Source organism: [Leptolyngbya] sp. PCC 7376 (assembly GCF_000316605.1).
Lineage (GTDB): Bacteria > Cyanobacteriota > Cyanobacteriia > Cyanobacteriales > MRBY01 > MRBY01.
This window is the reverse complement of sequence record NC_019683.1, coordinates 1,908,335-1,935,047: the sequence shown is the minus strand read 5'-3', so window position 1 is coordinate 1,935,047 and position 26,713 is coordinate 1,908,335. Positions and strand designations below refer to the sequence as shown.

At 45.0% G+C, this 26,713-nt stretch carries 21 protein-coding genes; 14 read left to right on the top strand and 7 right to left on the bottom strand.

Annotated elements, in window-relative coordinates:
* Window positions 1-333: 333 nt before the first annotated feature.
* Entirely contained in the window at window positions 334-795 is a 462-nt protein-coding gene (locus LEPTO7376_RS23415; RefSeq protein ID WP_015133795.1) for a hypothetical protein, read from the bottom strand.
* A gap of 234 nt (window positions 796-1,029) precedes the next feature.
* Here LEPTO7376_RS23415 and LEPTO7376_RS08505 point away from each other — a divergent pair, with 234 nt between their 5' ends.
* The gene (locus LEPTO7376_RS08505; protein ID WP_015133794.1) at window positions 1,030-2,565 is read left to right on the top strand and encodes an FAD-dependent oxidoreductase; all 1,536 of its coding nucleotides are present in this window, start codon (window positions 1,030-1,032) and stop codon (window positions 2,563-2,565) included.
* Here LEPTO7376_RS08505 and LEPTO7376_RS08500 read toward each other — a convergent pair.
* Together LEPTO7376_RS08500 and LEPTO7376_RS08495 are read right to left on the bottom strand one after the other, a co-directional pair.
* Complete coding sequence (locus LEPTO7376_RS08500; RefSeq protein WP_015133793.1) at window positions 2,562-3,155, bottom strand: hypothetical protein; 594 nt, start codon at window positions 3,153-3,155, stop codon at window positions 2,562-2,564. The genes LEPTO7376_RS08505 and LEPTO7376_RS08500 overlap by 4 nt on opposite strands.
* A gap of 74 nt (window positions 3,156-3,229) precedes the next feature.
* The gene (locus LEPTO7376_RS08495) at window positions 3,230-3,907 is read right to left on the bottom strand and encodes a uracil-DNA glycosylase family protein (RefSeq protein WP_015133792.1); all 678 of its coding nucleotides are present in this window, start codon (window positions 3,905-3,907) and stop codon (window positions 3,230-3,232) included.
* A 917-nt stretch (window positions 3,908-4,824) separates the two neighbouring features.
* Here LEPTO7376_RS08495 and LEPTO7376_RS08490 point away from each other — a divergent pair.
* From LEPTO7376_RS08490 to LEPTO7376_RS08465, 6 genes are all read left to right on the top strand, one after another.
* A complete protein-coding gene (locus LEPTO7376_RS08490) occupies window positions 4,825-6,048 on the top strand; it encodes a response regulator (protein WP_015133791.1) in 1,224 nt (407 codons plus the stop codon).
* A 73-nt stretch (window positions 6,049-6,121) separates the two neighbouring features.
* Window positions 6,122-6,484 (top strand): response regulator transcription factor, encoded by a 363-nt coding sequence (locus tag LEPTO7376_RS08485; protein WP_015133790.1) that lies wholly within the window; start codon window positions 6,122-6,124, stop codon window positions 6,482-6,484.
* 148 nt (window positions 6,485-6,632) lie between these two features.
* Window positions 6,633-7,127: a chemotaxis protein CheW gene (locus LEPTO7376_RS08480; RefSeq protein ID WP_015133789.1), complete on the top strand. Its 495-nt coding sequence runs from the start codon at window positions 6,633-6,635 to the stop codon at window positions 7,125-7,127.
* A 103-nt stretch (window positions 7,128-7,230) separates the two neighbouring features.
* Window positions 7,231-11,619 (top strand): GAF domain-containing protein, encoded by a 4,389-nt coding sequence (locus tag LEPTO7376_RS08475; RefSeq protein ID WP_015133788.1) that lies wholly within the window; start codon window positions 7,231-7,233, stop codon window positions 11,617-11,619.
* Between the two features lie 242 nt (window positions 11,620-11,861).
* On the top strand, window positions 11,862-15,083 hold the full coding sequence (locus LEPTO7376_RS08470) for a response regulator (RefSeq protein WP_015133787.1): 3,222 nt from the start codon (window positions 11,862-11,864) through the stop codon (window positions 15,081-15,083).
* Between the two features lie 301 nt (window positions 15,084-15,384).
* Window positions 15,385-17,655: a cation-translocating P-type ATPase gene (locus LEPTO7376_RS08465; RefSeq protein WP_015133786.1), complete on the top strand. Its 2,271-nt coding sequence runs from the start codon at window positions 15,385-15,387 to the stop codon at window positions 17,653-17,655.
* 141 nt (window positions 17,656-17,796) lie between these two features.
* Here the strand turns inward: LEPTO7376_RS08465 and LEPTO7376_RS08460 are convergent, their stop codons facing one another.
* Entirely contained in the window at window positions 17,797-18,003 is a 207-nt protein-coding gene (locus LEPTO7376_RS08460; protein WP_015133785.1) for a DUF751 family protein, read from the bottom strand.
* A 175-nt stretch (window positions 18,004-18,178) separates the two neighbouring features.
* Here LEPTO7376_RS08460 and LEPTO7376_RS08455 point away from each other — a divergent pair, with 175 nt between their 5' ends.
* From LEPTO7376_RS08455 to LEPTO7376_RS08435, 5 genes are all read left to right on the top strand, one after another.
* A complete protein-coding gene (locus LEPTO7376_RS08455; RefSeq protein ID WP_015133784.1) occupies window positions 18,179-19,069 on the top strand; it encodes a branched-chain amino acid ABC transporter permease in 891 nt (296 codons plus the stop codon).
* A gap of 173 nt (window positions 19,070-19,242) precedes the next feature.
* A complete protein-coding gene (gene trpS / locus LEPTO7376_RS08450) occupies window positions 19,243-20,250 on the top strand; it encodes a tryptophan--tRNA ligase (protein ID WP_015133783.1) in 1,008 nt (335 codons plus the stop codon).
* A gap of 40 nt (window positions 20,251-20,290) precedes the next feature.
* Window positions 20,291-21,202, top strand: a complete 912-nt coding sequence (locus LEPTO7376_RS08445) for a methylenetetrahydrofolate reductase (protein WP_015133782.1) — start codon at window positions 20,291-20,293, stop codon at window positions 21,200-21,202.
* Window positions 21,203-21,240: 38 nt separating this feature from the next.
* Window positions 21,241-21,537: a hypothetical protein gene (locus LEPTO7376_RS08440; protein ID WP_015133781.1), complete on the top strand. Its 297-nt coding sequence runs from the start codon at window positions 21,241-21,243 to the stop codon at window positions 21,535-21,537.
* Window positions 21,538-21,557: 20 nt separating this feature from the next.
* Window positions 21,558-22,445 (top strand): PhzF family phenazine biosynthesis protein, encoded by an 888-nt coding sequence (locus LEPTO7376_RS08435; RefSeq protein WP_015133780.1) that lies wholly within the window; start codon window positions 21,558-21,560, stop codon window positions 22,443-22,445.
* Window positions 22,446-22,453: 8 nt separating this feature from the next.
* Here LEPTO7376_RS08435 and LEPTO7376_RS08430 read toward each other — a convergent pair whose 3' ends face one another.
* The 3 genes from LEPTO7376_RS08430 to LEPTO7376_RS08420 form a co-directional block, all read right to left on the bottom strand.
* Window positions 22,454-23,182, bottom strand: coding sequence for a Stp1/IreP family PP2C-type Ser/Thr phosphatase (locus tag LEPTO7376_RS08430; RefSeq protein ID WP_015133779.1), 729 nt, complete (start codon window positions 23,180-23,182; stop codon window positions 22,454-22,456).
* Window positions 23,183-23,240: 58 nt separating this feature from the next.
* Entirely contained in the window at window positions 23,241-24,986 is a 1,746-nt protein-coding gene (locus tag LEPTO7376_RS08425; protein ID WP_015133778.1) for an AarF/ABC1/UbiB kinase family protein, read from the bottom strand.
* 79 nt (window positions 24,987-25,065) lie between these two features.
* On the bottom strand, window positions 25,066-25,395 hold the full coding sequence (locus LEPTO7376_RS08420; RefSeq protein WP_015133777.1) for a DUF6825 family protein: 330 nt from the start codon (window positions 25,393-25,395) through the stop codon (window positions 25,066-25,068).
* 160 nt (window positions 25,396-25,555) lie between these two features.
* Between LEPTO7376_RS08420 and leuD the strand changes: the two genes are divergently transcribed.
* Window positions 25,556-26,149, top strand: a complete 594-nt coding sequence (gene leuD / locus LEPTO7376_RS08415; RefSeq protein WP_015133776.1) for a 3-isopropylmalate dehydratase small subunit — start codon at window positions 25,556-25,558, stop codon at window positions 26,147-26,149.
* A 15-nt stretch (window positions 26,150-26,164) separates the two neighbouring features.
* Window positions 26,165-26,539 carry a 6-carboxytetrahydropterin synthase QueD gene (gene queD / locus LEPTO7376_RS08410; RefSeq protein WP_015133775.1) on the top strand — a complete coding sequence of 125 codons (375 nt, stop codon included), beginning with the start codon at window positions 26,165-26,167 and terminating at the stop codon, window positions 26,537-26,539.
* Window positions 26,540-26,713: the final 174 nt, after the last annotated feature.

The following is a 26,713-nucleotide window of genomic DNA, read 5'->3' as shown; positions in this document are numbered from 1 at the left end:
TCGGAAAGTGCGGGAGAGTCCGGCTCGTTGGGATGCATAGACGCGGCAGTACACAGGAGTTTGGACTCATTATAAATAGATGTTTCTCTAAATTTGGTGGTTTCCGGAAATTTCAGGTGATTAGTGTTGCATTATCGGAATCGCAATGATCAGCTGGCTACATCTGACATGCTTCTGGAAGCACTGTGACTGAAGCTATTTCACTAGGTTTTGGAAATAAATCTACAAAAAAAGAGAGGCGATCGCCCCTCTGGTCATACTCAACAAATCCAACTCGATTATTTCAGCTGTTGTTGCTACAGCCTTGATATGTCTCTCAATACAATGGTGAATTTAACGACCACCCATTGTGCGAGCCAATCCCATAAATGGATCCATACTTTTACTGGGGCGACGACGAGCATTGGTATTGCCCGCATTGACTAGAAACTTGTCAGAAAAAGATCCGACTGGCGCTGCGGGAGTCGCAGCTACTGCTGTATTTTCAGTCGTCTCCTCTACTACTGTTGCAGCTGGAGTACTTGCCTTCTCAACTTCAGCTTGCGCAGAAGCAGGAGCTGTAGTCGCAGCTTTAACGGGCTCTGGAGCTACAACAGGTGCAGATTTAGGAACGTCAATCTCTGTCGTTGCATCACTATCGACAGCGATGATTGCCATCTTTTCTGCTGGAGCAGATGTTGTTTCTTCTTTTTGGATAATAGTAGGAGCCATTGCCGCACTAGAATTTTGTCCCTGAGAGTCAGGTAATTCCATTACAAATTTTTCTTCGGCATTTCCAAACAATTTCTTAAGCATGGGTAAGCTCCTTGGGGGATAATCTAAAAAATATTTCTTAAATCTTTAAATCTATAGAAGACATCGTCTACGAATAGGCGAGCAACATAAGTTACGCTGATTTTATTCATTGCGTTTTGTTAAGTCAAGCAAATCCTCTTTTTTGTCTGCTTTTGAAGTACTTATTGTCAATGACTTAGCCAGAAAATGATAAAACTAGCCTAGAAAAATGAGAGATAGCGGGAGGTGATCGCCATGGGACAAGTACAAGAGATTCTCAGTCAAGTGAATGGAAACCCGTTAAAAGGCCTGCAATTTGCTGATCAGCGATGGTCTCAATGGCGTAATGGACAGATTCCTCAGCTAGAGATTGTTCAGACTAGTAATCAAACTCTGCAAGAGTATGACTGCGATGTGGTGGTCTGTGGCGGAACTCTTGGCATTATGTTGGCGGCGATATTACAGCGTCAGGGCTGGCAGGTCATTGTTCTCGAAAAAGGTATTTTGCAGGGACGTGACCAAGAATGGAATATTTCACGCTCAGAGCTGGTAGTTCTAACTGAGTTGGAGTTGCTAACGCCGAAGGAGCTACAGGAGGTGATTTACACAGAATACAATCCAGCGCGAGTGCAGTTTCTCCATGGTGAACCCCTCTGGGTCGAGAATATCCTCAATATTGGCGTCAGTCCAAAAGCCTTACTCGCAAAATTAAAGGAAAAGTTTTTGACTTGGGGTGGCAAAGTTTTTGAGCATAATGCCTGTACCACTATCGAAGTTTATGACAATGGGGCGATCGCCAAAACCGCTAAGCTCACTTTAAAAACACGCCTTATCCTCGATGGCATGGGACATTTCTCCCCTATTGCCCAGCAAGCTCGCCAAGGCCGTAAACCCGATGGAATTTGCCTAGTGGTGGGGAGTTGCGCCAAAGGATTTGAGCAAAACAAAACAGGTGATTTGATTTACTCTTTCACGCCGATCCGTAACCAATGCCAATATTTTTGGGAAGCATTTCCAGCGAAGGATGGTCGCACCACTTATCTTTTTACCTACCTCGATGCCCATCCCGATCGATTTAGTCTTGAGTTTCTACTCGACGAATATCTCAAGCTTCTACCGGAATATCAGCAGACTGAGCTGGCAGCCTTGGACTTTCGTCGATTTCTGTTTGGATTTTTTCCCAGTTATCGCCAAAGTCCAGTGCGATATCCTTGGGGTCGTATTTTGCCGATTGGAGACAGTAGCGGTGCACAATCTCCAGTGAGTTTCGGAGGCTTTGGGTCAATGCTCAGACATTTAGCAAGGCTGACTGCTGGAATTAATGATGCTCTAAAGCAAGATTGTTGCGATCGCCATTCCCTTGCAAAACTGCAACCCTATCAACCGAATTTATCTGTAACCTGGCTTTTTCAAAAAGCGATGAGTGTCGGCGTGCAGCAGCGGTGTAATCCCAATCAAATTAACGATCTGATGAACGCTGTGTTTGAAGTGATGTCAGAGCTGGGTGATGACGTGCTCAATCCTTTTTTGCAAGATGTTGTGCAGTTTAAAGGGCTGGCGAAAACATTGCCTCGTGTCAATTTCAAAACAGTACTGCCGTTATTGCCGACTTTAGGAGTGGGTACTCTCAGTGATTGGTTACGTCATTATTTGTCACTAGGTGTGTATAGCTCTGGCTATCATCTCAGCAAAAAATTGCCTCCCACTGTTGATTTTCGGATGCAACGACTGCGGGAGGCACTTAAGTATGGCTCTGGTAATGATTTTGAGCGAGAGAACGAAACAACCTAACGGCTGCTAATTTGATTTTCGAGGGCAGGCAAATCGATTTTCTCTAAAACGGTGATGTGTCCACGATTGGCAAAGCCAGTCTCTGGATTGGTTTCGACAATCTCGATCCAGTATGCAAAGCGATCGCCTTCATAAAGTTTGCCATTCTGAGCACGGAGGGTCGGCAGATTTTCGCGTTTGGAACGGTTGACTGTTGCGATATCAGGATAAGAATAAATCTCCCGGGCACTGGCATAATCCTGATAGATATTTACGCCATAGATGGTGCGTAGCGCTTCCTCTAGACGCTCGAATGTCACACCATTCGTGACATCAAAAAAGCTGATTTTTTCGCTGCGAATGAGGCCGAAATTTTTCTCGTTGATGTAGGTCGGCGAATAGAGCGATGCCTCAAACGTGAATTTCTGAGCCGCAGTATTAAAGCGAGTCACCATGAGATTGTGGACTTGGCTATCTCGAAAACTTGGATTTGCCTCAATCCAAGTTGCGACATCTTCTTTTAAATCACCTGGCAGTGCATTTGCTCCCAGGCAAATACCAAAACTGCCAACAAGTGCGGCGATCGCCCCCGTTGTAAACCACTTAGCCATTGTGCGAGCTCTCCTCAAGACTGTGTTTCTATCATAAGAAATTTTGCTTCATCCCCAACAATGCCCAGAAAATATTAAAAGGCGATCGAACCAAGGCGATTTTGTAACATTTGGGGAAATTTTGCGTAGTAACGTTGGTTCAGTGGAGAAGGGTGAGGAAGGGGCGAAAGAGCTACTGTTTTTTGATGTTCAATACCTTGATCATCCGTTGCTCTCAATGTCACCTGAAGCGATGTGTCAAAGCGATCAGCCTGCCGAAAAAAGCCATTGATTTCACCACGTCGTCCATAGGGATCAAACCACTTAAATGCTTCCGTACCCAAGGTAATAATTTGTTGGCCTTGCCAGTGCAATACTAATAACTTTTCGATGAAAGGACGAAATCGCTTTTTTACTGCGACAGAATAGGCCTTATTGCCGGGTGGCTTGTAAGGAACTGTATTCGTTAACAGAACTCGCTGACAGACTGTGGCTAACTGCTCTTTATCATGAATTTTTTTGCCGTGCATCGCATAGTAAAAACCCTGCCGTACTAGCGTTCCTGCTGCGCCGTAAAGTGGCTGACGTCCATGTACCTCATCCCGCCCGAGGTCCCGCCCAAAAAAGCACAGCTGACTTTTCAGATTCCCCCCATATAAAACCGGTTGCGTTGGTTCGAGTTTGGCAGCGCGATACACCGGACTATCAATGGGGAATTCTTCCCGCTTCGCTTCGGCGCGTACTTGATTAATTAGTGATGCGATATCTGCCATAACAAAAAAATCTTATTGTCTCATTCTCTTTAGGCGATCGCCATCCTATCGTTAAAGCTGATAAATATCCTATTGCAAAAAATTATATTTAAAAAATATGATCAATATTCTGTTGAAAATGCATTTGTTGTAATTAATAAATGCTGGGGATTGTGCGATAAAAACTATAAACCTACCCTCTGGAAATACTAGATTAGTTTTAGATGTTGCTTACTTCTTTTTTAGTGTGGATATTGTTTGGGATAAAACAATATTTTTTTCTCTTTTTAAGACAAACTTTTAAAGCTTGATTGAAATTCAGAGTACAGTCTTTCTTCTTGTTTTTATTTGAGATTAGTTGAAGCAAAAACTGGCGTACTCTGTTTACTTTGTCATTAATATCGGATTACTTTTCTCCAATGATAGTGATATTGAAAACCACGGTTCTCAAGCTAATCATTTATAGTGGAGAGTACTGCTCTATGGTGATTTGCCACTCATTTCTTAGGCATAGGATTTTCTCTTGTTAGTTACATGTCTTTATAGGCAAAAAACAATGTCGCTTGAGATGTTTATTAAAACAATTAAATAGTTGCTTAAAGTACAATTACTTACCTCGAGCACCTGCGTGAAATCACTTAAGTATGGGCAGAACTTTTTTTTCTTGTCCGGATTGTTTTCCTGAGTCTACGAACAAGTGTCAAGCAGCAAAGAGAGTAGTATCCCACTAGATTAGTTGCTGAAGCTGGCATCTGAATTTTACTAACTTGAAATAGCAATTGACTTAGCGTTAAATTTAAATAGAGTTAGAGTGCAAGGTTGGTGACTCCTGTGAACATAGAAATAGCAGAATAAGTTTTCTATCGTTCTTAAAAAAAAGCAACAAAAACATAGAATTCCAAAGTTATTATTAGTGAGCGATAAAGCTCTAAAACGATATGACAGCCACAGTCAACACCCTCAAATTGATCGCTGAACAACTCAATGTTCTTTGTCAAAAACGGGCAACAGGGGAGTTGGTTATTGGTAATAGTCAGACAAAAGGACGGATTTATCTTTTGTCTGGTCGTTTGCTTTATGCGAAAGCTGGGATTCATGAAACGCGTCGCTGGAATAGAATTACCAAGCGATTGGTGCCTGACTGGATTCCAAATCCAAAAGAATTACACGATGCTCATATGTGGGAGTATCAGCTCCTCTATCAAGGGATTAACCACAAACAAATTACGGTGGTTCAGGCAAAGGCAATTATTCGGGCGATCGCCCAAGAAGTTTTTTTTGATCTTGGCTGTTATGGCAATGCCACGATTGAATGGCAAGAAAACTCCAAGCAGGCGACAGAAATTGCCCTGAGTTTATCCCTGTCCTATCTAGAAGTAGATCCAGATATTTCGAAAGTCGTCGCCTTACAGCGGCAGTGGCAAAGCGCTGGTTTGGGAAACCTTAGTCCGACTCTCGCACCAGTATTGCGTACAGGAGTAAACCCTTCTGCCCTAGGGGTTTTTGGGCGTTATCTTAATGGACAATCGACGCTCTGGGATATTTCAGTTCAATTAGGAAAATCTGTTACTAACGTGACGAAAGCGCTCATCCCCTTATTGAAAAAGCGCATCGTACAGCTCAAAAAAATCACGGACTTACCTCATCCTTTGGCTGGAATGGATAAAGCAGCGAGTTCATCCGCTCGCCAGTCTCGGGGCAGTCAAGAGCCTAGTCGTGAAGGTCTGATTGCTTGTATTGATGATAGTCCGGTCATTCTCCAGACTTTGAAAAAGATTTTAGAAGGCGCAGGTTACAAAACATTGGCTATTAATGAGCCGATGCGAGGTGTTGCAAAATTAATTGAAAATCAGCCAGACATTATTATTCTCGATCTCGTCATGCCGAATGCGAGTGGCTATAGTGTCTGCAAATTTTTACGGCAGACATCGGTTTTTGAGAAAACCCCCATTATCGTACTGACGAGTCGAGACACGCTGATTGATCGCAATCGAGCGAAATTGGTCGGGGCTTCTGATTTTCTGGGTAAACCACCAGATGCAGAGAAGACTTTGGCCCTCGTTGAAAAATACTTGGAGGAAATTGCCGAAAAAAAACAAACGACTGACCAGATTCCGGTTGATGTAGGGGTTGCGAATTCTGCCTTATCACGAAATCTATAAGTTCCATTGGGGCGATCGCCTTCAAATACCGTAGGATTTCATGTCCGTTTCAATTATTTTTTAGAGGTTTAAGATGTCAACATTATTGCTCGTTGAAGACAGTCCGACTGAAGCGCAAATTATTACATCCTGTCTGGAAGGGGCGGGATTTACCCTATTGAAGGTGACGACTGCAGAGGCAGCAAAAGCAATTTTGAGCCAGAAAGCCGTAGATGGCATTGTCCTGGATGTTGTGTTGCCTGGTCAGAGCGGGTTTGGACTATGCCGTGAACTCAAAAAAGATCCTAAAACTGAAAAAATTCCGGTGATTATGTGCTCCAGCAAATCCGAAAAAATGGACAAAAAATGGGCTGCTAAACAGGGCGCCAATGATTACATCACCAAGCCTATCGATCAAGATGCGCTCCTCGGTGCTGTCCGTAAATGGGTCGGCTAATCATCGGGCGGTAAGGGTTCATTTACTGATTGCCAGTCCCTTTCTAAGTTGCGGCTGGCGATCGCCCTCGAAAAAAACGAGCATAACTTTTTGGCTTTAAACCCCACTCAGGACATCTGCTATCCCCTCCCATCAAAGGTTGCATGATATGGCTCCAAAAACATCGACAGATCCCCCTACCACAGAACAGCAATTTATTAGCTTTCTTCTAACCCAGAAACTATGGGGCATGATTCCCACTAGTCAGCTGACGGAAACAGTCAATCTTGGCTTAGACAGCATTGTTCAAATCCCCGATTTGCCCCCCGCCGTTGTTGGTATATGCGGTTGGCGTGGTGAAGTACTCTGGCTAGTTGATTTATCCTATGCCCTGGGCTTGCCACCCCTCCTAAGCACTGACTATCAATCTGCAAAATGCAATGTGCTCAAAGTCACTATAAATCAACAAAGCTTTGGCATTCTCGTTGCGGAAGTGCGTCAGCTGATCCGGTGTGATAGTACGAAAATCCAGGCTAAATTGCCAGATTCGTTTAAACCTGAAGTAGCTCCCCTACTCAATGGTTCTTTTGCTGCCATGAAGGATACCTCTGTGGTCAGTGTCAATCTTGGTGCATTACTCGAAACCCTGCGATCGCCGACTTGAAAAGAAAATTTCATAGACGAGATCAAAAACAATTTTGAAATCATACTTTCTTCCTTTTTTCTCCAACATTCTTACCTAACTTGTTGAATTTGCCGCAATAACCATGACTCAGACTCCCATCCGTCCCAACAACGATCCCAATAAAAACAGTGGTCTAGAAAACCCTTCCCTTTCTGCCCAAGAACGACGGATTGAAGAGACCCTGACCCTCGTTCCCGTACAGTCCCTTTCATCTGATGCCAAGCACTCTGCCCTGAGTTCTAAAGCAGGTGCCTTGGTGGGAGAGCTTAGTAGCCTCCGCTCTAACATCGATATGATGACTGACGAGCTGCAATCCCTCCTCGCAACTGAGCGAGCAGCTGTAGAACGGGCAGAATTGTTGAATGCGATGACCTCTCACATTCGAGAGTCCCTCAACTTTGAATATATTCTCAACGCCACAGTCACAGATGCTCGTAATGCCCTCGATGTGGATCGGGTAGTTGTCTATATTTTTGATGAAAATTGGCTGGCAAAAGGTTCCTATGAATCGGTTGAGCGTCTTTGGCCGAGTGCCTTGGGCTCTTACTACATGGGCAATTCCATGTCGGATCAAGCGATTAAGTTATATCAGCAAGGGCGAGTAGAGGCGGTTGATGATGTCAGTAATAGCGTTCAGCTTGATAGTTCTTTATTAGAGCAACTGCAGCGTTTGGATACCCAAGCCAGTTTGACAACCCCCTTACTTTTAGAAGGCGATTTATATGGCTTGTTAGTGGCGCACCATTGTTCTAATGCGCGGGAATGGTCTGAATCCGAGATTGATTTTTTCCGTCAGCTGGCTGTTCAGGTGGGTTATGCCCTTGACCAAGCGCAACTTCTTGGTCAACAGCGAGAGGCTGCAGAACAGGCGCAGTGGCTAAACCAAATTGGTTTGCGTATTCGAGAATCCCTCACTGCAGATGATATTTTTGCGGCAGCAGTTCAGGAAGTTCATAATGCGCTGAAGGGCGATCGCGTCGTTGTTTGTCGCCTCAATGCTGAAGGACAAAACCAAGTTGTGGCAGAGTCTGTCGAACGGCAATTTCCCACCACTATGGGAATGGCATTGCCAAGTCCGTGGCTAGCTCTGTCCTATCTCGAAGCCTATCAACGCGGTCAGCTTAACCGTGTGAACGATGTTTATGAGCTAGAAATTGATGATGCCACCCTCGATCAGCTCAAGGCAAGAGCAATTCGGGCAAGTCTTGTCGCGCCGATTATGGCAAAACAAAAGCTAATGGGCTTTTTGGTCGTCCATCAGTGTACTTCCGCACGACGTTGGACAGGGAATGAAACTGAAATTCTCAAGAAAGCAGCAGTACAGATTGGGACAGCCCTTGACCAGGCATTTGCGCTGCAGCAACAAGAAGATGCCGCACTTCAGGCACAGATTCTCAATGATATTTCGGCACGATTGGGTGGCTACAGCGATATTGAAGAAATTCTCGATAGTGTTGTCGATGATGCTCGGGAAGCACTTAAGGTTGATCGGGTTGTTATTTTCAAGGTGGATGCTCAACTGAAGGGTACGGCGATCGCCGAATCTTCAGAACCCCGCTGGAAGAGTCTCCTTGATAAAAGTCTCCATGATTGTGGTCTAGATGAACGTTACGTTAAACAGGCACAACGGGGCAAAATCACCGTTCTGAGCCGGATGACTGGGGCTGGCCTGAGTGAATTTCAGCGCGAACATCTCGAACTCTCCCAGGTGCGATCGCTGATGATTGCGCCTGTCACCATTGAGAAAAAACTATTCGGACTGATGGTGGTGCATAGCTGTCAATCGGTTCGACAATGGCAAGAATCTGAGAATAGTCTATTGCGTCAAATTAGTAACCAGGTAAGTTTTGCCTTAGAGCGAATTAATCTGATTGAGCAGCGGCAAATGACCGCAGAGCGTGCTCAGCGTTTGAGTGATGTTAGTGCTCGCCTGCAAGAATCTTTTGAGGTAAGCGAAATTCTCAATGCTGCCGTCGATGAAGCTCGAGACATTCTTGATGCGGATCGTGTATTCGTCCATAAATTTGATGGAGAATGGCGGGGCATTGTTAATGCTGAATCAGTTGCCACTGGAGTAGATTCAGTTCTGGGATTCAAAACCAATGAGCAACTGGTAGGCGACAAATTAGCGAAGTCCTATATACGCGGTAAAGTGCTCGCCTATGAAAATGTCTATGAAGCAGGCTTTATAGAATGTCAACTGAAAGAGGTGGAAGCCCATGGCGTTAAGGCTTATATGGCAGTGGGACTTGTTGCTAACCAAAAACTATATGGCATGTTTATGGTGCAGCAGTGTTCTGATTTCCGTCAGTGGACTGACACTGAAATCAATACTCTAAAACAAATTGCTCAGCAAACAGGTTATGTACTTGAGCAAGCATTTCTACGAGAAGAGCAAGAGCGGGCAAAACGCTTGAATGAAACGCGTTTACGCTTACAGGAATCCTCTGAAGTTGAAGCGATTTTGAATGTGGCTGTCGAAGAAACTCGAGAAATTCTTGGGAGTGATCGCGCCATTATTTATGAATTTGACTCCTCTTGGAAAGGTATTATCACCTCAGAATCCGTGAATACAGGCTATCCGGCTACCCTTGGTGTCCGTACGAATGAGCCTCATGTCACAGAGAAATTCTCGAAGTATTACCTGAAGGGCAACATTAAAACCGTTACGGATATTTTTAACTCTGATTTTGTTGACTGCCACGTTAATGAGTTTTCACCCTACGGTGTGAAAGGCTATATGGCCGCAGGCATCGTAGCAAACCAACGGCTGTATGGCCTTTTAGTGGTACATCAGTGTTCGAATACACGCTCTTGGACAGAGTTGGAAACAGATACGATTCGACAGCTGTCAGAGCAAATCGGTTATGCCCTTGACCAAGCTCTTCTCCGCCGTGCTCAAGAAGAAGCGGTTGCTCGAACCAAACAGGTGAACTTGATTAGTTTCCGGGTGCGTGAGTCCCTTGACGTTGAACGAATCTTCCGGACAGGTACAGAGGAAGCACTCAAACTCATGAAGTGCGATCGTGTTGTGGTCTATCGATTTGATGAAAACTGGGGCGGTAATATTCCGTATGAAGCGGTTGCTAGTGGCTGGCGGAAGTTGAGCCAAGACATGATGGCAGATGGTGAGGTACCTTGTTTCCCTGAAGATTACGTTGAACCCTATCGCCAAGGACGTGTACAAGTGACGCCCGATGTTAACCAGGCCGGACTCACCGCTTGTCACGAGGAACAACTTGGAAAATGGCAGGTGAAAGCCAACGTGGTAGTGCCGATTTTGGTGAATCAAAAACTGTATGGGTTGCTTGGGGCACACCAATGTTCCAGCACCCGTGAGTGGGAAGCCCCCCTAGTGGAATCTTTCCGGCAGGTTGCAATTCAGCTCGGTTATGCCCTGGATCAAGCACTATTACTCAATGAAATTGAAGAATCTCGTCAGCAAGCGGAAGAAACATCCCAAGAGCAACGGCAACAGAAAGAGCAGCTTCAAGGTCAAATCGAAAATTTCCTCGAAGAAATCGAGAATTCTTTTGAAGGCGACCTCACCGTAAGAGCTGGTGTAACAGAGGGGGAAATGGGAACCGTTGCTGACTTCTTTAATGCAACGATTGAGAACCTCCAACAACTGGTGCAACAAGTACAAGATTCGACATCTATCGTGTCGGAAACCGCTCAAGACAGTGAAAGTCAAATTAAGAACCTGTCCACAGAAGCGTTGCGTCAAGCGGAAAGTGTTGGGGAAGCACTCCAGAAAATTACTGATATGACGACCTCTATCCGTGAGGTTGCCACGAATGCCCAAGATGCTCAACAAAAGGTACAACTCGCAAACAAAACCCTAAAAGCTGGTGATGTAGCGATGAACCGAACTGTACAAGGTATTTTGGCCATTCAACAAACTGTAGAAGCAACGGCGCGCAAGGTAAAAAATCTTGCGGATGCTTCTCAGAAAATTTCGCGGGTACTGAATTTGATTCGTGAACTGGCAAATCAGACGAATCTTCTTGCTCTGAATGCATCGGTTGAGGCCACAAGAGCTGGAGAAGAGGAACAGGGTTTTGCGGTAGCCAATGAAGTCCGTACTTTAGCGGAACAGTCTGCCAATGCGACCAAGGAAATTGAGGAGATTATCGAAGAGATCCAATCGGAGACTAATGAGGTAATCAAGGCGATGGACATTGGTCGGAAGCGGGTATTAATCGGGACAAAGCTTGTGAAAGGAACTCGTCAAACTCTGACAGATCTGGCAAAAGTGAGTACAAGTATTAACCGTGTGGTTGAAGAGATTGCGAAATCGGCATCAACTCAGGTAAATATCTCGAATGAACTAAACCAGACTATGCAGGATGTGGCGGAAATTTCTAGCCAAACATCTGAGCAATCAGTCAAGGTGGCGGAATCCTTTACGAAGCTCCTCGGTGTTGCGGGAGAACTGCAACAGAGTGTGTCGGAGTTTAAGGTTCAGTAAGTCTCTCGGAGCGATCGCCCCGCCTAGACCTGCTATCGCCTAAACATCACCATTAGATAGGGTTACAGCAGGTTTGGGAGGACTCTGGATTGCTTCATTTCTATCGTTAAAGAGTCAGCTTGGCGAAGCTTGACCCTAATGAATGATTGTTTATTTTTCTGAATCACACCCGATTGCTGCGTATGGTTGTTGTAGGTGTAGTTTAAATGTTTATTGGCTGCTAAGAGGGTCATGTTTTGGTGATGGCAAGGGAAACACGCGTTGATACCAATGATCAGGCATATGAATTCTTTGTGCAGGAGTCAATGGAATTGCTCCAGCATCTTGAGTCTGGGTTGATGACCTTGGTTCAGGAGCATGAAGCGCAAAAAATTCATGGCTTGATGCGGGCCGCTCACTCGATTAAGGGTGGTGCAGCTTGTATTGGTTTGATGGCAGTGCAGTCCATTGCCCATGATCTGGAAAATGGGATCCGTGCTCTATATAAGGAAGATACGGTTTTTGATCTAGAGCTAGAGAATCTTCTTTTGCAAGCCTATGATGCTCTTCAGGAGCCGATTCGACAGCAGATTCAAACAGGTGAGTATGATCCAGATCGAGCGTTAGATAAAGCAAAGCCAATTTTTGTGTCCCTAGAGGCAAAACTTGGCCATGCCCTCTCGGAAGCGGCAGAACTCCCTGAAATGCAGATGGAAGGGGACATTACAGAATTTATTTTTACGGAAGAGGTACCCCAAGCCCTTGCGCGTCTTGAAAATTTTGTGAAGCAGCCGCCTGTTAAATCGCCGGTGTCTGATCTAGCCTCTCAGTTGGAAGTGTTGGCGACATTGGGGGACATGTTGAATTTAGAAGGGTTTGCGGCGATCGCCCAAGCTGCGGCAGATGCGGTGGAGGTGAATGGTGAGCATGTTGTTAAAATCGCATCCCTGGCTCTCCATGATTTCCGATTAGGGCAACAGGCCGTTGTTAATGGCGATCGCACCCAAGGTGGTGAACCGAGCCAAGCTTTATTAGAGCTAACCCAAACTCAGCCTAAAACCAGTCAGACAGAACCTGAAGCTGTAACCAATGAAGATACAGTGCCGCTTATTCAAGAAACTGTACCAACGATAAATGGCGATCGCCCCGAAGCTGAAACACCAGTAATAGATGATGATTTAGAGCTTGATCCTACAGAATTAGCTGCTATCCAATTTTTGGGAGAAGAGAGTGATGATGAAAGCACACTACTCTTTTCTGATGATGAGCTAGCTAGCCTAATTATTGAAGACGATGAAGATGATGCTGGTGATTTATTAACTGCTGTTGTTGAAGAAACAGTGCGAGAGCCCATGCCCCAAGTGCTTGTCACTAATGGAGCAAAACCCCCTGAAGAGCCAATCGTCGCAGCACCAGAAACTGGCCCGCCTCCTACGGAATTGCCGATTGTCAAAGAAATGGCTGTAGAAGAAAAAGAAATGGCCGTAGAAGAAGACGTTTCTCCAGCTGTAGCGCAAATACCAGAATCTTTACCAAATAAGCCAAAACGTGATTTATCAGTTGGGCGATCGCCGAGTCAGGCGGCTCCAATGATCGACACCAGTAGTTTGAGCGTCCGTTTGGATATGGGACGACTGAATTACCTCAACAACCTTGTTGGTGAACTGGTTACTCAGGATAATAGTGCCCTACTTCGCAATAAACAAAGCCTTGATGCTCTCGATTCTCTGAAACGTTGGTTTAATCGCTTCAATAAAATCACCAATCAATTTCAGCAGTATTCTAAAGAACTTGTTATTAAGAACCCCCAGGCCCGAGCTCAATTAGCTCAATTTGTGGTCTTTGCTTCCACCATCGCTGAAGAAATGGCACAGCTTGGTGAAACCATCGAAGATACAACCCTCATCAATCAGCAGGATCAACAAAATCTCAAACAGCGCCAACAAACTATTAAGCAACTCGAACATAATTTGCTTGAAGCGCGGATGTTGCCGATTGGAGATCTGCTCAATCGCTTTCCGCGAACAGTGCGAGATTTATCGGTTAAAAGTAATAAGCCTGTTTCCCTCGAACTCGAAGGAACCACGACTTTGGTGGATCGCGCTATTTTGTCAAAGCTCTATGATCCCCTTGTACATCTAGTGCGTAATGCTTTTGATCATGGCATTGATACTCCGGAAGAACGCTTAGCCGCAGGTAAGTCTGACTCCGGCACCATTATCATCAAAGCTTATAACCGTGGGAACTCCACCTACCTTGAGGTGCGTGATGATGGCCGGGGTATTGATATCGACAAAATCCGTGATCGAGCAATTGAGAAAGGTGTCATCGATGCCGATGAAGCTGCCGCGATGTCTTCAGCTCAAGTCTATGAGTTATTGTTTGTGCCGGGCTTTTCCACTGCGGCAAAGGTTAGTCATTTGTCAGGACGAGGTGTTGGTCTTGATGCAGTACGTCTCCAAATCCGGGCACTAAAGGGCAATATTTCCATCACCTCAGAGCTAGGTAAAGGGACAACGTTTACGCTGCGTTTGCCTTGGAGTATGACCATTACAAAATTACTCTTATTCCGTGCGCAAGAAAGTTTTCTCGCTATTCCCGTTAATAGTCTCTCGGCGATCGCCGCCGCTGCGCCAGAGGATATCAAGCAAAAAGATAATAAAGAAATTTTCACTTGGAAAGGTCGTCCCGTACCACTGATTCAAGATTTGCTGGTTGGATTTAATTATCCTTCATCGCTAATCGCTAGCCGCCAACAAATTATGGGCACTTGGGCGCGCAGCAACATGAGTAGCATCTGGAAACAGGCAGGGCAGCAAATGGTGCTTGTGATTTCCCAGGGGAATGATGTGATTGGTATTAAGGTTGATCAAATTTTGCTAGAGCAAAATCTCGTGATTAAACCCTTTGGCAGCGCGATTAACCCACCCAGCTATATTTCTGGCTGTACGGTGCTTGGTGATGGACGTTTGGTTACGGTACTAGATGGTGCTGCTTTACTTGAGCGAATGATTCGGAAAGGCACCCAAAAAATTGCGATGATCGATACTCATATGAGACATCTCAAGCCAAAGCTGGTGTTGCCGACTGTCCTTGTGATTGATGATTCTTTAACCACTAGGCAAACGCTATCGACGACATTGCAGAAAGCTGGATATCGCGTTGTCCAAGCTCAAGATGGCGCTGATGGTTTAAATCAGTTAGAACAACATCCAGAGGTTGAAGGAATTATTTGTGATGTGGAAATGCCGCAGATGAATGGATTTGAATTTTTAGGGCGATGTCGTAAGCAACATGCGAAAACTGATTTACCTGTGTTGATGCTCACTTCGCGCGGCAGTAAGCGCTACCGTCAATTAGCACAGCAGCTCGGGGCAAACGGATATCTCACTAAGCCTTATCTGGATCAAGAATTAATCGAAACATTACAGTCTGCCGTCGCTGAAACGAAACAATCTCAAACTGCGGCGATCGCCCCATCTTAAGTTTCAGGCGAAGAGAGATGAAAATAGTTTGGGTTTAGGGACTTCCAAGAGGCGGGAGTCCTATTTGTTTATCTGAATTTTGGCGATCGCCTGAGCTTCAGTTTTATGTTGACAAAAAAAATCCCGACCTAAAAGGCCGAGACTATCAATCAGGGTGCATCTACCACTTCTTACTTTCTCTAAAGGAGGACTACTCTCCGGAAGAGTCTGAAGATTTTTGTCGATTTGAGCGTAAACGGTTTGGAGTCTTGAATTTTCGTCATACTCGGATCAGTAGGCTTTCTGGACTGAAAAACTTTTTATGACCTCATCTTCCGTCCTCCAAAATCCTGAATCGATGACCACCGCATTTGACGTACAAGGTATGCGTTGTGCTGGCTGTGTTGCTGCTGTAGAACGACAGCTAAAACAGCAATCTGGAGTGCTATCAGCCACGGTTAATTTGATTACAGAAGTGGCAGTGGTTACCTATGAGCAGGAAAAAATTGTCCCAGGGGCGATCGCCGGCAAATTAACGGATATGGGGTTCCCGACCCAACCAAGAACAGCAGAAACCGAAACCTTTGAAGATTACCAGGCAAAACGTCAGAAGACTCAGCGCGAACAATATTGGCGTTTAGGGGCGGCGATCTTACTATTGGTGGGGTCAACCCTCGATCATTTACATCATCTCGGCGGTATCAGAGTCCCGATTTTTAATTTGATGGCTGTGCATTGGGGCATGGCGACTTTAGCCCTATTGATTCCAGGTTTTCCGATTTTGCGAGATGGTTGGACTGGCTTGGTAAAAGGCCATGCCAATATGAATACTCTCGTTGGACTGGGGACATTGAGTGCTTATCTGACGAGCTGTGTGGCTTGGGTTGCGCCGCAGTTGGGTTGGGAATGCTTTTTTGATGAACCTGTGATGTTGCTTGGTTTTATCTTGTTGGGACGCACCCTAGAGGGGAGTGCCCGGCTAAATGCGATGTCTGCATTGGAGTCATTATTGGCGTTGCAACCCCAAGGAGCACGTCTAATGGGTCGGGCAAATAAAGGCGAAACCGATGAAGTTATTATTCCGGTGACCCAGGTACAAATTGGGGAATGGGTAAGGGTTCTGCCTGGTGAAAAAATGCCCGTGGATGGTGAGGTCTTGCGAGGTGAAACGACCGTTGATGAGTCGATGTTGACAGGGGAAGCCATTCCAATTGAAAAACGACCTGGTAATACGGTAAAAGCAGGTACACTCAATCAATTAGGCGTACTCATCGTCCAAGTGACAAAGACTGCTCAAAATACAGTTTTGGCGCAGATTATTCGAACAGTGACTGCCGCTCAAACGCGTAAGGCTCCAGTACAGCAGTTGGCAGATCAGGTAGCTGGTTATTTTGCCTATGGTGTCATGGCGATCGCCCTGTGTACATTTTTGTTTTGGGAATTTATTGGCACAAAAGTTTGGGTTGAATTGGCGAGTATTAGCCCGGAAGTCCTAAGTCTAAAATTGGCGATCGCCGTGTTGGTTGTTGCTTGCCCCTGTGCTTTGGGTTTGGCAACGCCCACAGCATTGCTAGTCGGCACAGGCATTGGTGCAGAGCAGGGGATTTTAATTAAGGGCGGTGACATCCTCGAACGACTTCACAGACTTCAAACAGTTGTTTTTGATAAGACTGGGACATTAACCCAGGGTCAACCTAGCATTGTTGAGATTCTGTGCGCTTCAAACTATGACTCTGCGACGTTACTGAGTTTGGCTGCGAGTGTCGAACAACATACTAATCATCCCTATGCCAAAGCATTTTTACAGGCAACTGATCCTGAATTTCTTGATGAACCGACTGAAGTGGAAACAGTTTTAGGGAAAGGTGTGCGGGGAACAGTGGGCGATCGCCAAATACAGATTGGCAGTGTGCGTTGGTTTGAAGCGGAGCAATTCAATATTCCTACTGCGTTTTTGCAAACCTCGGCAGAATGGTCAGCCCAAGGCCATACCTCCGTTGTCATTGCGATTAATCAACAGGTGGTCGGTATTGTGGCGATCGCCGATCCTTTGCGGGATGATGCCGCCCAGATGGTTCACGATTTACAAAATGTGGGCTTAAATGTCGTGCTCCTCAGCGGCGATCAAAAAACAATCGTCTCAAACCTTGCTCAAAAGCTCGGGATTCAAAAATATTTTTCTGCTGTTTCTCCCACCGAAAAAGCAAAAATCTTGACCGAGCTTAATGCAGAAAAGCAATCTATTGCGATGGTGGGTGATGGGATTAATGATGCGCCAGCCTTAGCCACTGCTGATGTAGGGATTTCGTTGTCTGGCAGTACTGACGTTGCTCTTGCCACCGCTGACGTTGTGTTGATGGGCGATCGCCTCTCAGATGTTGTGAAGCTTCTCAAATTAAGTCGTGCAACCGTGGCTGTGATTCGCCAAAATCTCTGGTGGGCATTGGGCTATAATCTCATCGCAATTCCCTTAGCCGCTGGCGTTTGCCTTCCTCTGTGGAATGTTAGCCTCAGTCCATCTGTTGCCGCTGGATTTATGGCAATGAGTTCTGTGTTGGTTGTCCTAAATTCTCTGAGATTACGATTTGGCTAATGCTCCAGCACTTACACTTTTTCGATAAAAGAGAGATTGAAATATAAAAAAGAGGGTTTGATCGGTATTTTTCTCTATCGTCGAACCCTCTTCTGTTTTCGCTCTTTAGTTTTTTGTCCTAGTCCGTAGAGTGATGCTGTTTTATAAAGCCTCTAGGCCGAGCATGGCTCGCAAGGTGAAGTAGAAGAATGCCAAAATACTTGCTAGAAAACCAATTGAAGCGGTTGTTGTGAGCTTATTTTTGAAAAATACTGGTTTGAGCCAATCATAAACACTAATAAAAATCCCTAGGATAAGGGCGACCATATAGGTGGGATAACGAGCAACATTCTGAAAAAACTCTTGCATAGCTGAAATAAATTAGGACAAAAAAGAAGAATAAAGTGTTGTTTTAAAATCGATATTTCATAGGTCAAAATACGCATCAAAATTGTAGCATTCTCGATTGCTTTCACAGTTGTCCCCCCACGGGGTAGTCTGTTGTGTGAACCTGTTACAGCCTTACCTAATCTCCCTCGCCTCTATGGATATTATCCAACTCGTTTTAAATGGTCTCTCTGTTGGCAGCATTTTAGCGCTGGCGGCCGTAGGCTTGACATTAACCTATGGCATTTTGCGCTTATCGAACTTTGCCCATGGCGACTATATGACCCTCGGCGCTTATGTCACGTGGCTTTGCAATTCTTTCGGCCTCAATATTTGGCTATCGATGGTAGTGGGCGCTTTTGGAACGATTGGAGGGATGCTCATTGCAGAAAAATTACTCTGGCAGCCGATGCGAGATAAGCGGGCGACTTCGACAACACTGATTATTATTTCGATTGGTTTGGCGCTATTCATCCGGAGTGGGGTGTTATTTATTTGGGGCAGTGGGAATCAACAGTATGATTTGCCTGTAGTCAAAGCGATAAATCTCACGGAAATGTTTGGTTTACCGGAAGCATTCGGTGATATTCGCATTGCTTATTACCGGGTAGTGGTGATGGTGATGACTTTGCTTGTAATTCTGGGGCTACACTTCGTGTTGCAAAACAGCAAGATTGGTAAGGCAATGCGGGCGGTAGCTGACAATATCGATCTTGCACGGGTGTCAGGGGTTGATGTAGAACGGGTTGTACTTTGGACTTGGGTAATTACTGGTTCATTAACGGCGATCGCCGGTAGTATGTACGGTTTGATCACGACAGTCCGTCCCAATATGGGCTGGTTCCTAATTTTGCCGATGTTTGCGTCGGTGATTTTGGGTGGCATCGGTAATCCCTACGGGGCGATCGCCGGAGCGTTTGTAATTGGTGTCGCTCAGGAAGTGAGCGTCGCGTTTCTGGGCCCTGACTATAAGCTCGGAGTCGCATTACTCATCATGGTGGCACTTCTCTTTATCCGTCCCCAAGGCTTATTCAAAGGCACCATGTAATAGTTACGCTGGATTGAGAAAAATACATATTTGGATTGGAGATTTATGCGAGGAGATTTTTTTCCCTATGACATAAACCTCTTGTGGCGTTTTGGGATGATCGCCAGCGCAGCTTTACAGTCCGAAACATTTTGTATGATAATTCGGTGAGCATTCAAATACAGCAGCAACACATGGCACAGCGTATCCTCTCAGGCGTACAACCTACTGGTAATCTCCACCTTGGTAATTATCTAGGCGCGATCCAAAACTGGGTTGAAATCCAACAGGATTACGATAGCTATTTTTGTGTTGTGGATCTCCATGCGATTACTGTTCCTCACGACCCGAAAGTGCTCGCTGAAAATACTCGGGCGATCGCCGCACTTTATCTCGCGTGTGGCATTAGCCTCGAACATTCAACAATTTTCGTCCAATCCCATGTCACTGCCCACAGCGAACTCGCTTGGTTACTGAACTGCATTACGCCGCTGAACTGGTTGGAGCGGATGATTCAGTTTAAAGAAAAAGCCCAAAAACAAGGCGAAAACGTTAGCGTTGGTTTGCTCGATTACCCTGTGTTGATGGCCGCTGATATCCTGCTTTACGATGCCGATAAAGTTCCCGTTGGCGAAGACCAAAAACAACATTTAGAATTAGCCCGCGATATTGTTATTCGCATTAACGACAAATTTGGATCCGAGGACAAACCTGTTCTCAAAATGCCTGAACCTATGATTCGCAAATCTGGTGCACGGGTGATGAGCTTAGCCGATGGCACCAAGAAAATGTCTAAATCAGATCCCTCTGAACTGAGCCGCATTAACCTTCTCGATCCCCCTGATGTGCTTAAAAAGAAGATCAAAAAGTGCAAAACTGATCCTGTACGCGGCCTAGAATTCGGCAACCCAGAACGTCCTGAGTGTAATAATTTGCTCAGCCTATATGCATTGCTCAGTAGCCAAACCAAAGAAGCTGTTGCCACTGAATGTGCAGAGATGGGTTGGGGACAATTTAAGCCACTATTTACAGATACTGTTGTGTCGGCCTTAGAACCGATTCAAACAAAATATAACGAGCTCACTGCCGACCAAGCCTATCTCGATCAGGTGCTGCGAGATGGACAAACGAAAGCTGCGGAAGTAGCTGATACAACCCTGAAAAGAGTGAAAGATGCTCTGGGTTTTCTACCGGCCTTGTAGAATGATTAATTATCATTAAACTTCTCCACCGTAAGCTTCTATGACAACCTGCCTGCGACGTGCCATTGAAAACCAAGAATTTGTGATCACTGCTGAAGTCGCTCCCCCCAAAGGTGGCAATCCCCAGCATATGGTCGATATGGCAAGTTTGCTAAAAGAGAAAGTGCATGGTGTCAATGTGACTGATGGAAGTAGGGCAGTGATGCGCATGTCATCCATTGCTGCTTCTACGGTGCTTCTACAAAATGGTATTGAGCCAATATTTCAGATGGCTTGCCGCGATCGCAATGTGATTGGTTTGCAAGCGGATCTTATGGGAGCCTACGCCCTTGGTCTAAGAAATATGCTGGCGCTTACAGGGGATCCTGTCAAAGCAGGAGATCATCCTAAAGCTAGACCTGTGTTTGATTTAGAGTCCGTCCGTCTCTTAAAATTGATTACTAAATTGAACGGTGGTAAAGATTTTAACGATAAAAAATTACCAGATGGCGCACTTGATTTATTTGCGGGTGCTGCGGTCGATCCCCAACTAAAAAGTTGGTACAGTATCGAATCGCGTTTTGCTAAAAAGGTCGAATCTGGTGCCAGGTTTTTCCAATCGCAAATGATTACTGATTTCATTCGCCTAGAAGAATTTATGAGCCGTGTGGCGAGTCAACATAATGTGCCAGTGCTTGCCGGAATTTTTCTGCTTAAATCTGCAAAAAATGCCAAATTTATTAATCGCTGTGTCCCCGGTGCACAGATTCCAGACAGCATTATTGAGCGTTTAGAATATGCTGACCAACCTTTGGAAGAAGGTATCAAAATTGCAGCGGAACAAGTGAAAATTGCTAAAGATTTGTGCCAAGGGGTTCATTTGATGGCGGTTAAGCGAGAAGATTTAATTCCAAAAGTTTTAGAGCTTGCAGAAATCTCTATCAAGACTGACAAACCTGTTCTTGTTTCTTGATTTTTTTGTGATATAGCTGTTGAGCCATTGGGCTATTGATGAATCAATTGCTTACAAACCTAATTTTGCTGTTTCTGATTTTGGGACTGATTGTAATGTTCTGGCTTTTGTTGTCTGAGATTTTTCGGCAAAAGCATCGAAAAAAAAAGAAAGCAGCATATTTAGAAGCGAAGTTTTATGATTCTCTGACTAAAAGATATTTAATTGAATTATTTGATGGCGATCGCCGCGCTGTTGAACAATTGATGGATGCTGCCCAGCTTAAGCAACCTGGTAAGTCTCAATGTTGGTATGCCGAACAAGTGCTTCGCGATTTAAAGCGTGATCGCCGTTGATTTTTTGCTGAGGGGAATGAATGACTCGTTATATTTTTCACACACTAGACGTTTTTACAAACCAGATTTTTGGTGGCAATCCACTTGCTGTTTTCCCAGAAGCTGAAGGTTTAAGCTCTCAGCAAATGCAGGCGATCGCCCAAGAATTAAATCTTTCAGAAACAGTGTTTGTATTGCCATCAGAAAATGAGGTCTGTGACTTCAAGCTGCGTATTTTTACACCCCGTGCCGAAATCCCTTTTGCTGGACATCCCACTGTTGGTACAGCTTATTTACTCGCTTATTTAGGGAAAGTTTTGCCCTTAAAACACATCATTAATTTAGAAGAAGGCGTTGGTACAATTCCCGTTGCTCTACATTGGTTTGATAAGCAGATTCAAACAACTGCATTACAAGCAGCGCAATTACCTGCTTTTTCTGTAAGCCCATCTTTGGATATTGCAAATTTACTCTCTTTAGAAGCCAATGATTTAGCTGATAATTTAGATGCTGCTGTCATTTCTTGTGGTTTGCCGTTTTTCTATATTCCTCTCACAACAAAAGAAGCAGTTGATAATTGCGCTCTAAACATGACCCTTTGGCAAAAAGAGCTAGCTCAATCAGATTCTCAAAATATTTATATCTTTACTGTAGAAAAGAATGAAATTTATGCACGTATGTTTGCCCCTGGTTTAGGGATTACAGAGGACCCAGCCACAGGCTCTGCTGCGACATCTCTCGCTGGCTATTTACACAAATATATTGACTCTGAGACCTCAGAACAAACATGGCAAATAACCCAAGGGATTAAGATGGGTCGTTCCAGCGAACTATTACTCACTTTCAAATTAGAAAATAAGCAAATCTCAATGATTTCTGTTGGCGGGAGTTCGGTGTTGGTGAGCTGTGGCGAAATGAATGTTTGCTAATCAATTAATTATTCAGCAGCTTCATTAACCACAATGACAGTGACATTGTCCGAGCCACCATTATTTTTGGCAGCTTCCACAAGGTTTAATGCGGCTTTTTCGGGCGTGTCGCTATCCAACATAATTGTCTTAATTTCCTCATCATCCACTTCTTCAGTGAGGCCATCACTACATAAAATCAGGCGATCGCCATCCCCTAGTTCGATGGGAGCAATATCAATCTGGAATAAATCCTTACGACCGAGGCATTGCGAGAGAACATGACGCCAAGGGTGAACTTTCGCTTGTTCTGCTGTAATATCGCCAGCTTTCATCGCTTTCCCAACCCAAGTGTGATCCTCAGTGAGTTGCTCCAAGTTTTCTGTGCCAAGACGATATAAACGGGAATCGCCGACATGGGCGCGCCACACTTGCTTCTGGCGAAAAGCGACGATCACTGCCGTTGTCCCCATATCCTGACGCTCAGGATTCTCTACTTGGTCCACTAAGATTGCATTATTTGCTTCTTTAATCGCCGTCTTTAAGAGTTCCTCTGACTTTTCGGATGACTTCCAATGGGATTCTAAATATTTACGTATCGATTCTGCGGCAATACGACTCGCCTGCTCGCCACCAGCGTGACCTCCCATCCCATCAGCGACAATGAAAAAGCGTCCCTCAGGATCGAAGTAATAAGAATCTTGGTTAGCGGAGCGTACCAACCCCGGATCAGTGAGACCCGTAAAATGGCGTTTCATAAGCGTTTATTTCAGGGAGCGTATCTAAATAATCTTGAAATGAGTTTAGCGAATTTGCTTAAAATTTTCGATCATAGCGATCGAGCTTTTTTAGTAGTCGCCATAGAGTCCATGCTGGGATTAAGGTAATCGCACCAACAACAGCCGCTGGAATCAACGACTGATTCACAAATAACAGCGTAGCAGACAAAATTAGAGCACAGATGATTAGTGTATAATTCGTTGCCAATTGCATGCCACTAATCTTGCGGAGTAGGCGATCTGATTCCTGCGATCGCACTCGAATTCGAATATCTCCCCGATCCAGCTTTTCAATCGTATCTTCGATGCGTCTGGGTAGACCTAGGGTTGAGGTACTGAGTTGTGCCGCTTGTTTGCCCAGTTGGTCAATGATGCTGCTACCACTCGGTAAATTTTCACTCATCACTTGTAAAGCAAATGGTTGTGCCACTGCCATAAAATTAAAATCTGGGTCTAGTCCCTTTCCGACACCTTCGATAGTCGAAAAAGCACGCATTACAAAGGTAAAAGTTGCTGGGAATCGGAAGGGCTGATCATAGGCAATTTCATATAGATCATCGCCAATTGTTGTAATGGATTGGGCATCAAAAGGCTTATCCATAAAGTTGTCCAGCATAAATTGCACTGAACGGCGCACAGGACCCATATCGTTTGTTGGTTGCAATGCCCCCAAATTTACGAGGGAATCTACGACTCGTCCGGCATCTTTTTCGGTAATACCCACCATGGTATCCATCAAGCCAGCTTTGACATCTGCTTTGATTTCGCCCATCATGCCAAAGTCATAGAAAATTAACGCGCCATCTGGACTAACCGCTAAATTTCCTGGGTGGGGATCCGCATGGAAAAAACCATCATTTAAGAGCTGCTGTAGATAGGCTTGAGCACTTAACCTCGCTAATTCTTTGCGTTCTAACCCCGCTGCATCAAGTGCTTCGTAATGGCTGATTTTGATGCCGGGCATGTATTCGAGGGTGAGTACGCGAGGGGAAGCATACCGCCAATAAACTTTGGGTACTTTGACCCAGTTGGCACCTCGGAAATTGCGACGGAATGTATCGGCATTACGGCCTTCGCGCAGATAATCAGTTTCCTGCCAAAGGATACGGCAGCATTCTTCGTAAATGCCGAGCCAGTCACGGTTTGTTCCCCAGCGAGGATGGTTTTGAAAATACCAAGCAATCTTTTTAAGGATCGCAAGATCGATCGTAAATAATTGAGCAAGGCCGGGACGCTGTACTTTGACAACTACTTCTTCGCCGCTATGGAGCTGGGCTTTGTGAACTTGGCCAAGGCTCGCCGCAGCTAAGGGCACAGGATCGAAACTATAAAAGAGTTCGTTGAGAGGCTTATCAAAGTCTTCTTCGACAAGTTTTTTTGTTTGCTCGAAGGAGAAGGCGGGGACGCGATCCTGGAGCTTTGAAAGTTCGTCAACGTACTCTGATGGGAAAAGATCAGCACGAGTGGAAAAGAGCTGGCCAACTTTAATGAAGGTGGGACCTAGTTCAAGGAAACTTTCTTTAATCCATCGGGCTTGGATTTTGCGGCGATCGCTCAGTTTTTCTTCTGTGAAGCCACCAGGATAAGTCCACTTCTTAGAGTTGCGAATGAGCTTAAAAATTAAGGTTAGGACAAATTTCCAAATATCGAAACGCCGTCGAGTTTTGGAATAGTTACCACGGTTCCAACGATAGGCAGACTTCGCTTGCTCTAAGCGAGAAGAGCTTTTCGCAGACGATTTTGACGCTGCTGTCGAATTGATTTGAGGGGAAAATGCAGACACAAAAATGGTTGCCTATCGAAGGATTTTTAGAGAATGGAGAGAATTTCGTCAGAGATTCTGACAATGATTTTCGGAATGCTTAATTTGATTGGCGATCGCGGTACTCTCTGAGTTCAGCTTTCAATGCTGCAATTTCAGCCCGGAGATTATCAATTACTTCTTGCAAATCTGGAGCATCATCATCGTCAATATTGATGGTCACAGGTTTGCCAGTATCGGGAGTTCGTTGAACTTCTCGCTCGACTCTTGCTTGAAATTCCTCGTTAAAGTCTTGCATCCATTTGTTTCGCTCAGCATCGAACTTGCCGAGGTCGCTGAGGACATCGGTTAGACCAGTTTCGACTTTTTCCTTGAGCACTTCCGCGAAGACGCGACCGTAGACTAGGGCTTGATTTAGGGGATTGCTCATGGCACCGCAACATTTCTTAATGGGCTTCGTAACAAATTATATCTACTAAATCCGTTTTCGTCTGTTGATTGTGTCTGTGGGGCGATCGCCAAAAGGATTGTGAATCACGATGAAAGCATATGTTAAATTAACAATCTCTCCTTGGTTATAAACTGGCGAAATGAGTAGCGAAATCAAACAAGTTTCAGGCAATGGCATCGCGTTACGCGGCAACGATATCGATACAGATCGGATTATTCCGGCAAGATTTCTGAAGTGTGTCACCTTCGATGGTCTAGGAGAGCAAGCCTTTGCTGATGATCGTCAGCAGATGAACGGTCAACACCCCTTTGATCAAGTTCAATTCCAAGGTGCAAGTATTCTGGCCGTAAATAATAATTTCGGTTGTGGTTCCTCCCGGGAACATGCTCCCCAGGCACTTCTCAAATGGGGCATCAAAGCAATTATTGGGGAAAGTTTTGCAGAGATCTTTTTTGGCAATTGTCTCGCGAATGGCGTTCCCTGTGTGACAGCGGAGGCCGCAACCCTTGATGCTGTTCAATCTTTTATCGAAGCGTATCCAGCGGCAGAGGTCACTATTGATCTTGAGAATTTAGAGATTGTTTGTGGCGATTGGAAAAAAGCGATCAGCTTAGGGGAAGGGGCTCGCCAAGCTCTAATTCAAGGTAATTGGGATAGCTGTGGTCAATTAGTTTCCGCTGCGGATGAAATTGCGACAACTGCTAAACAGCTCCCGTATCTTGCTTGGGCCTAGTGTTCCGCATTTCCTATGGAACAATGGCAACTTTATAAGGAATTTCGCTTCGAGGCAGCCCATCGTCTGCCTCACCATGATGGGAAATGTGCCCGTTTGCATGGTCATAGTTGGGTCTGTCGGGTCTATATTAAGGGTGATCGCCTTATAGAATCTGGGCCAAAGCAGGGCATGCTTATGGACTTTGGAGACATCAAGCAATACATGAAACCTTTACTCGACGAGTACTTAGACCATTATTATCTGAATGAAAGTCTTGATATGGAGAGTCCTACTAGTGAGGCGATCGCTCAATGGATTTACCGGAAGTTGAAAGCCTCAGGTCTTAAAGGTTTGGCCGCTGTTGAAATTAAGGAGACTTGTACTTCTGGCTGTATTTATCGGGAATAATATGCTCTTTCATTAGTAAGAATGTCCATTCCTCTACCGAAAGATTAATCTAATGGGGCTGGCTGCTTTGCAATAAGTGAGCTCCGTTACACTTGGGGTGGTTAGACGTTTCGCTATTGATCTTTGAGTATTTTTCTGGCTAAAGACCAAAACAACAGCGGCGATCGCCTCTGC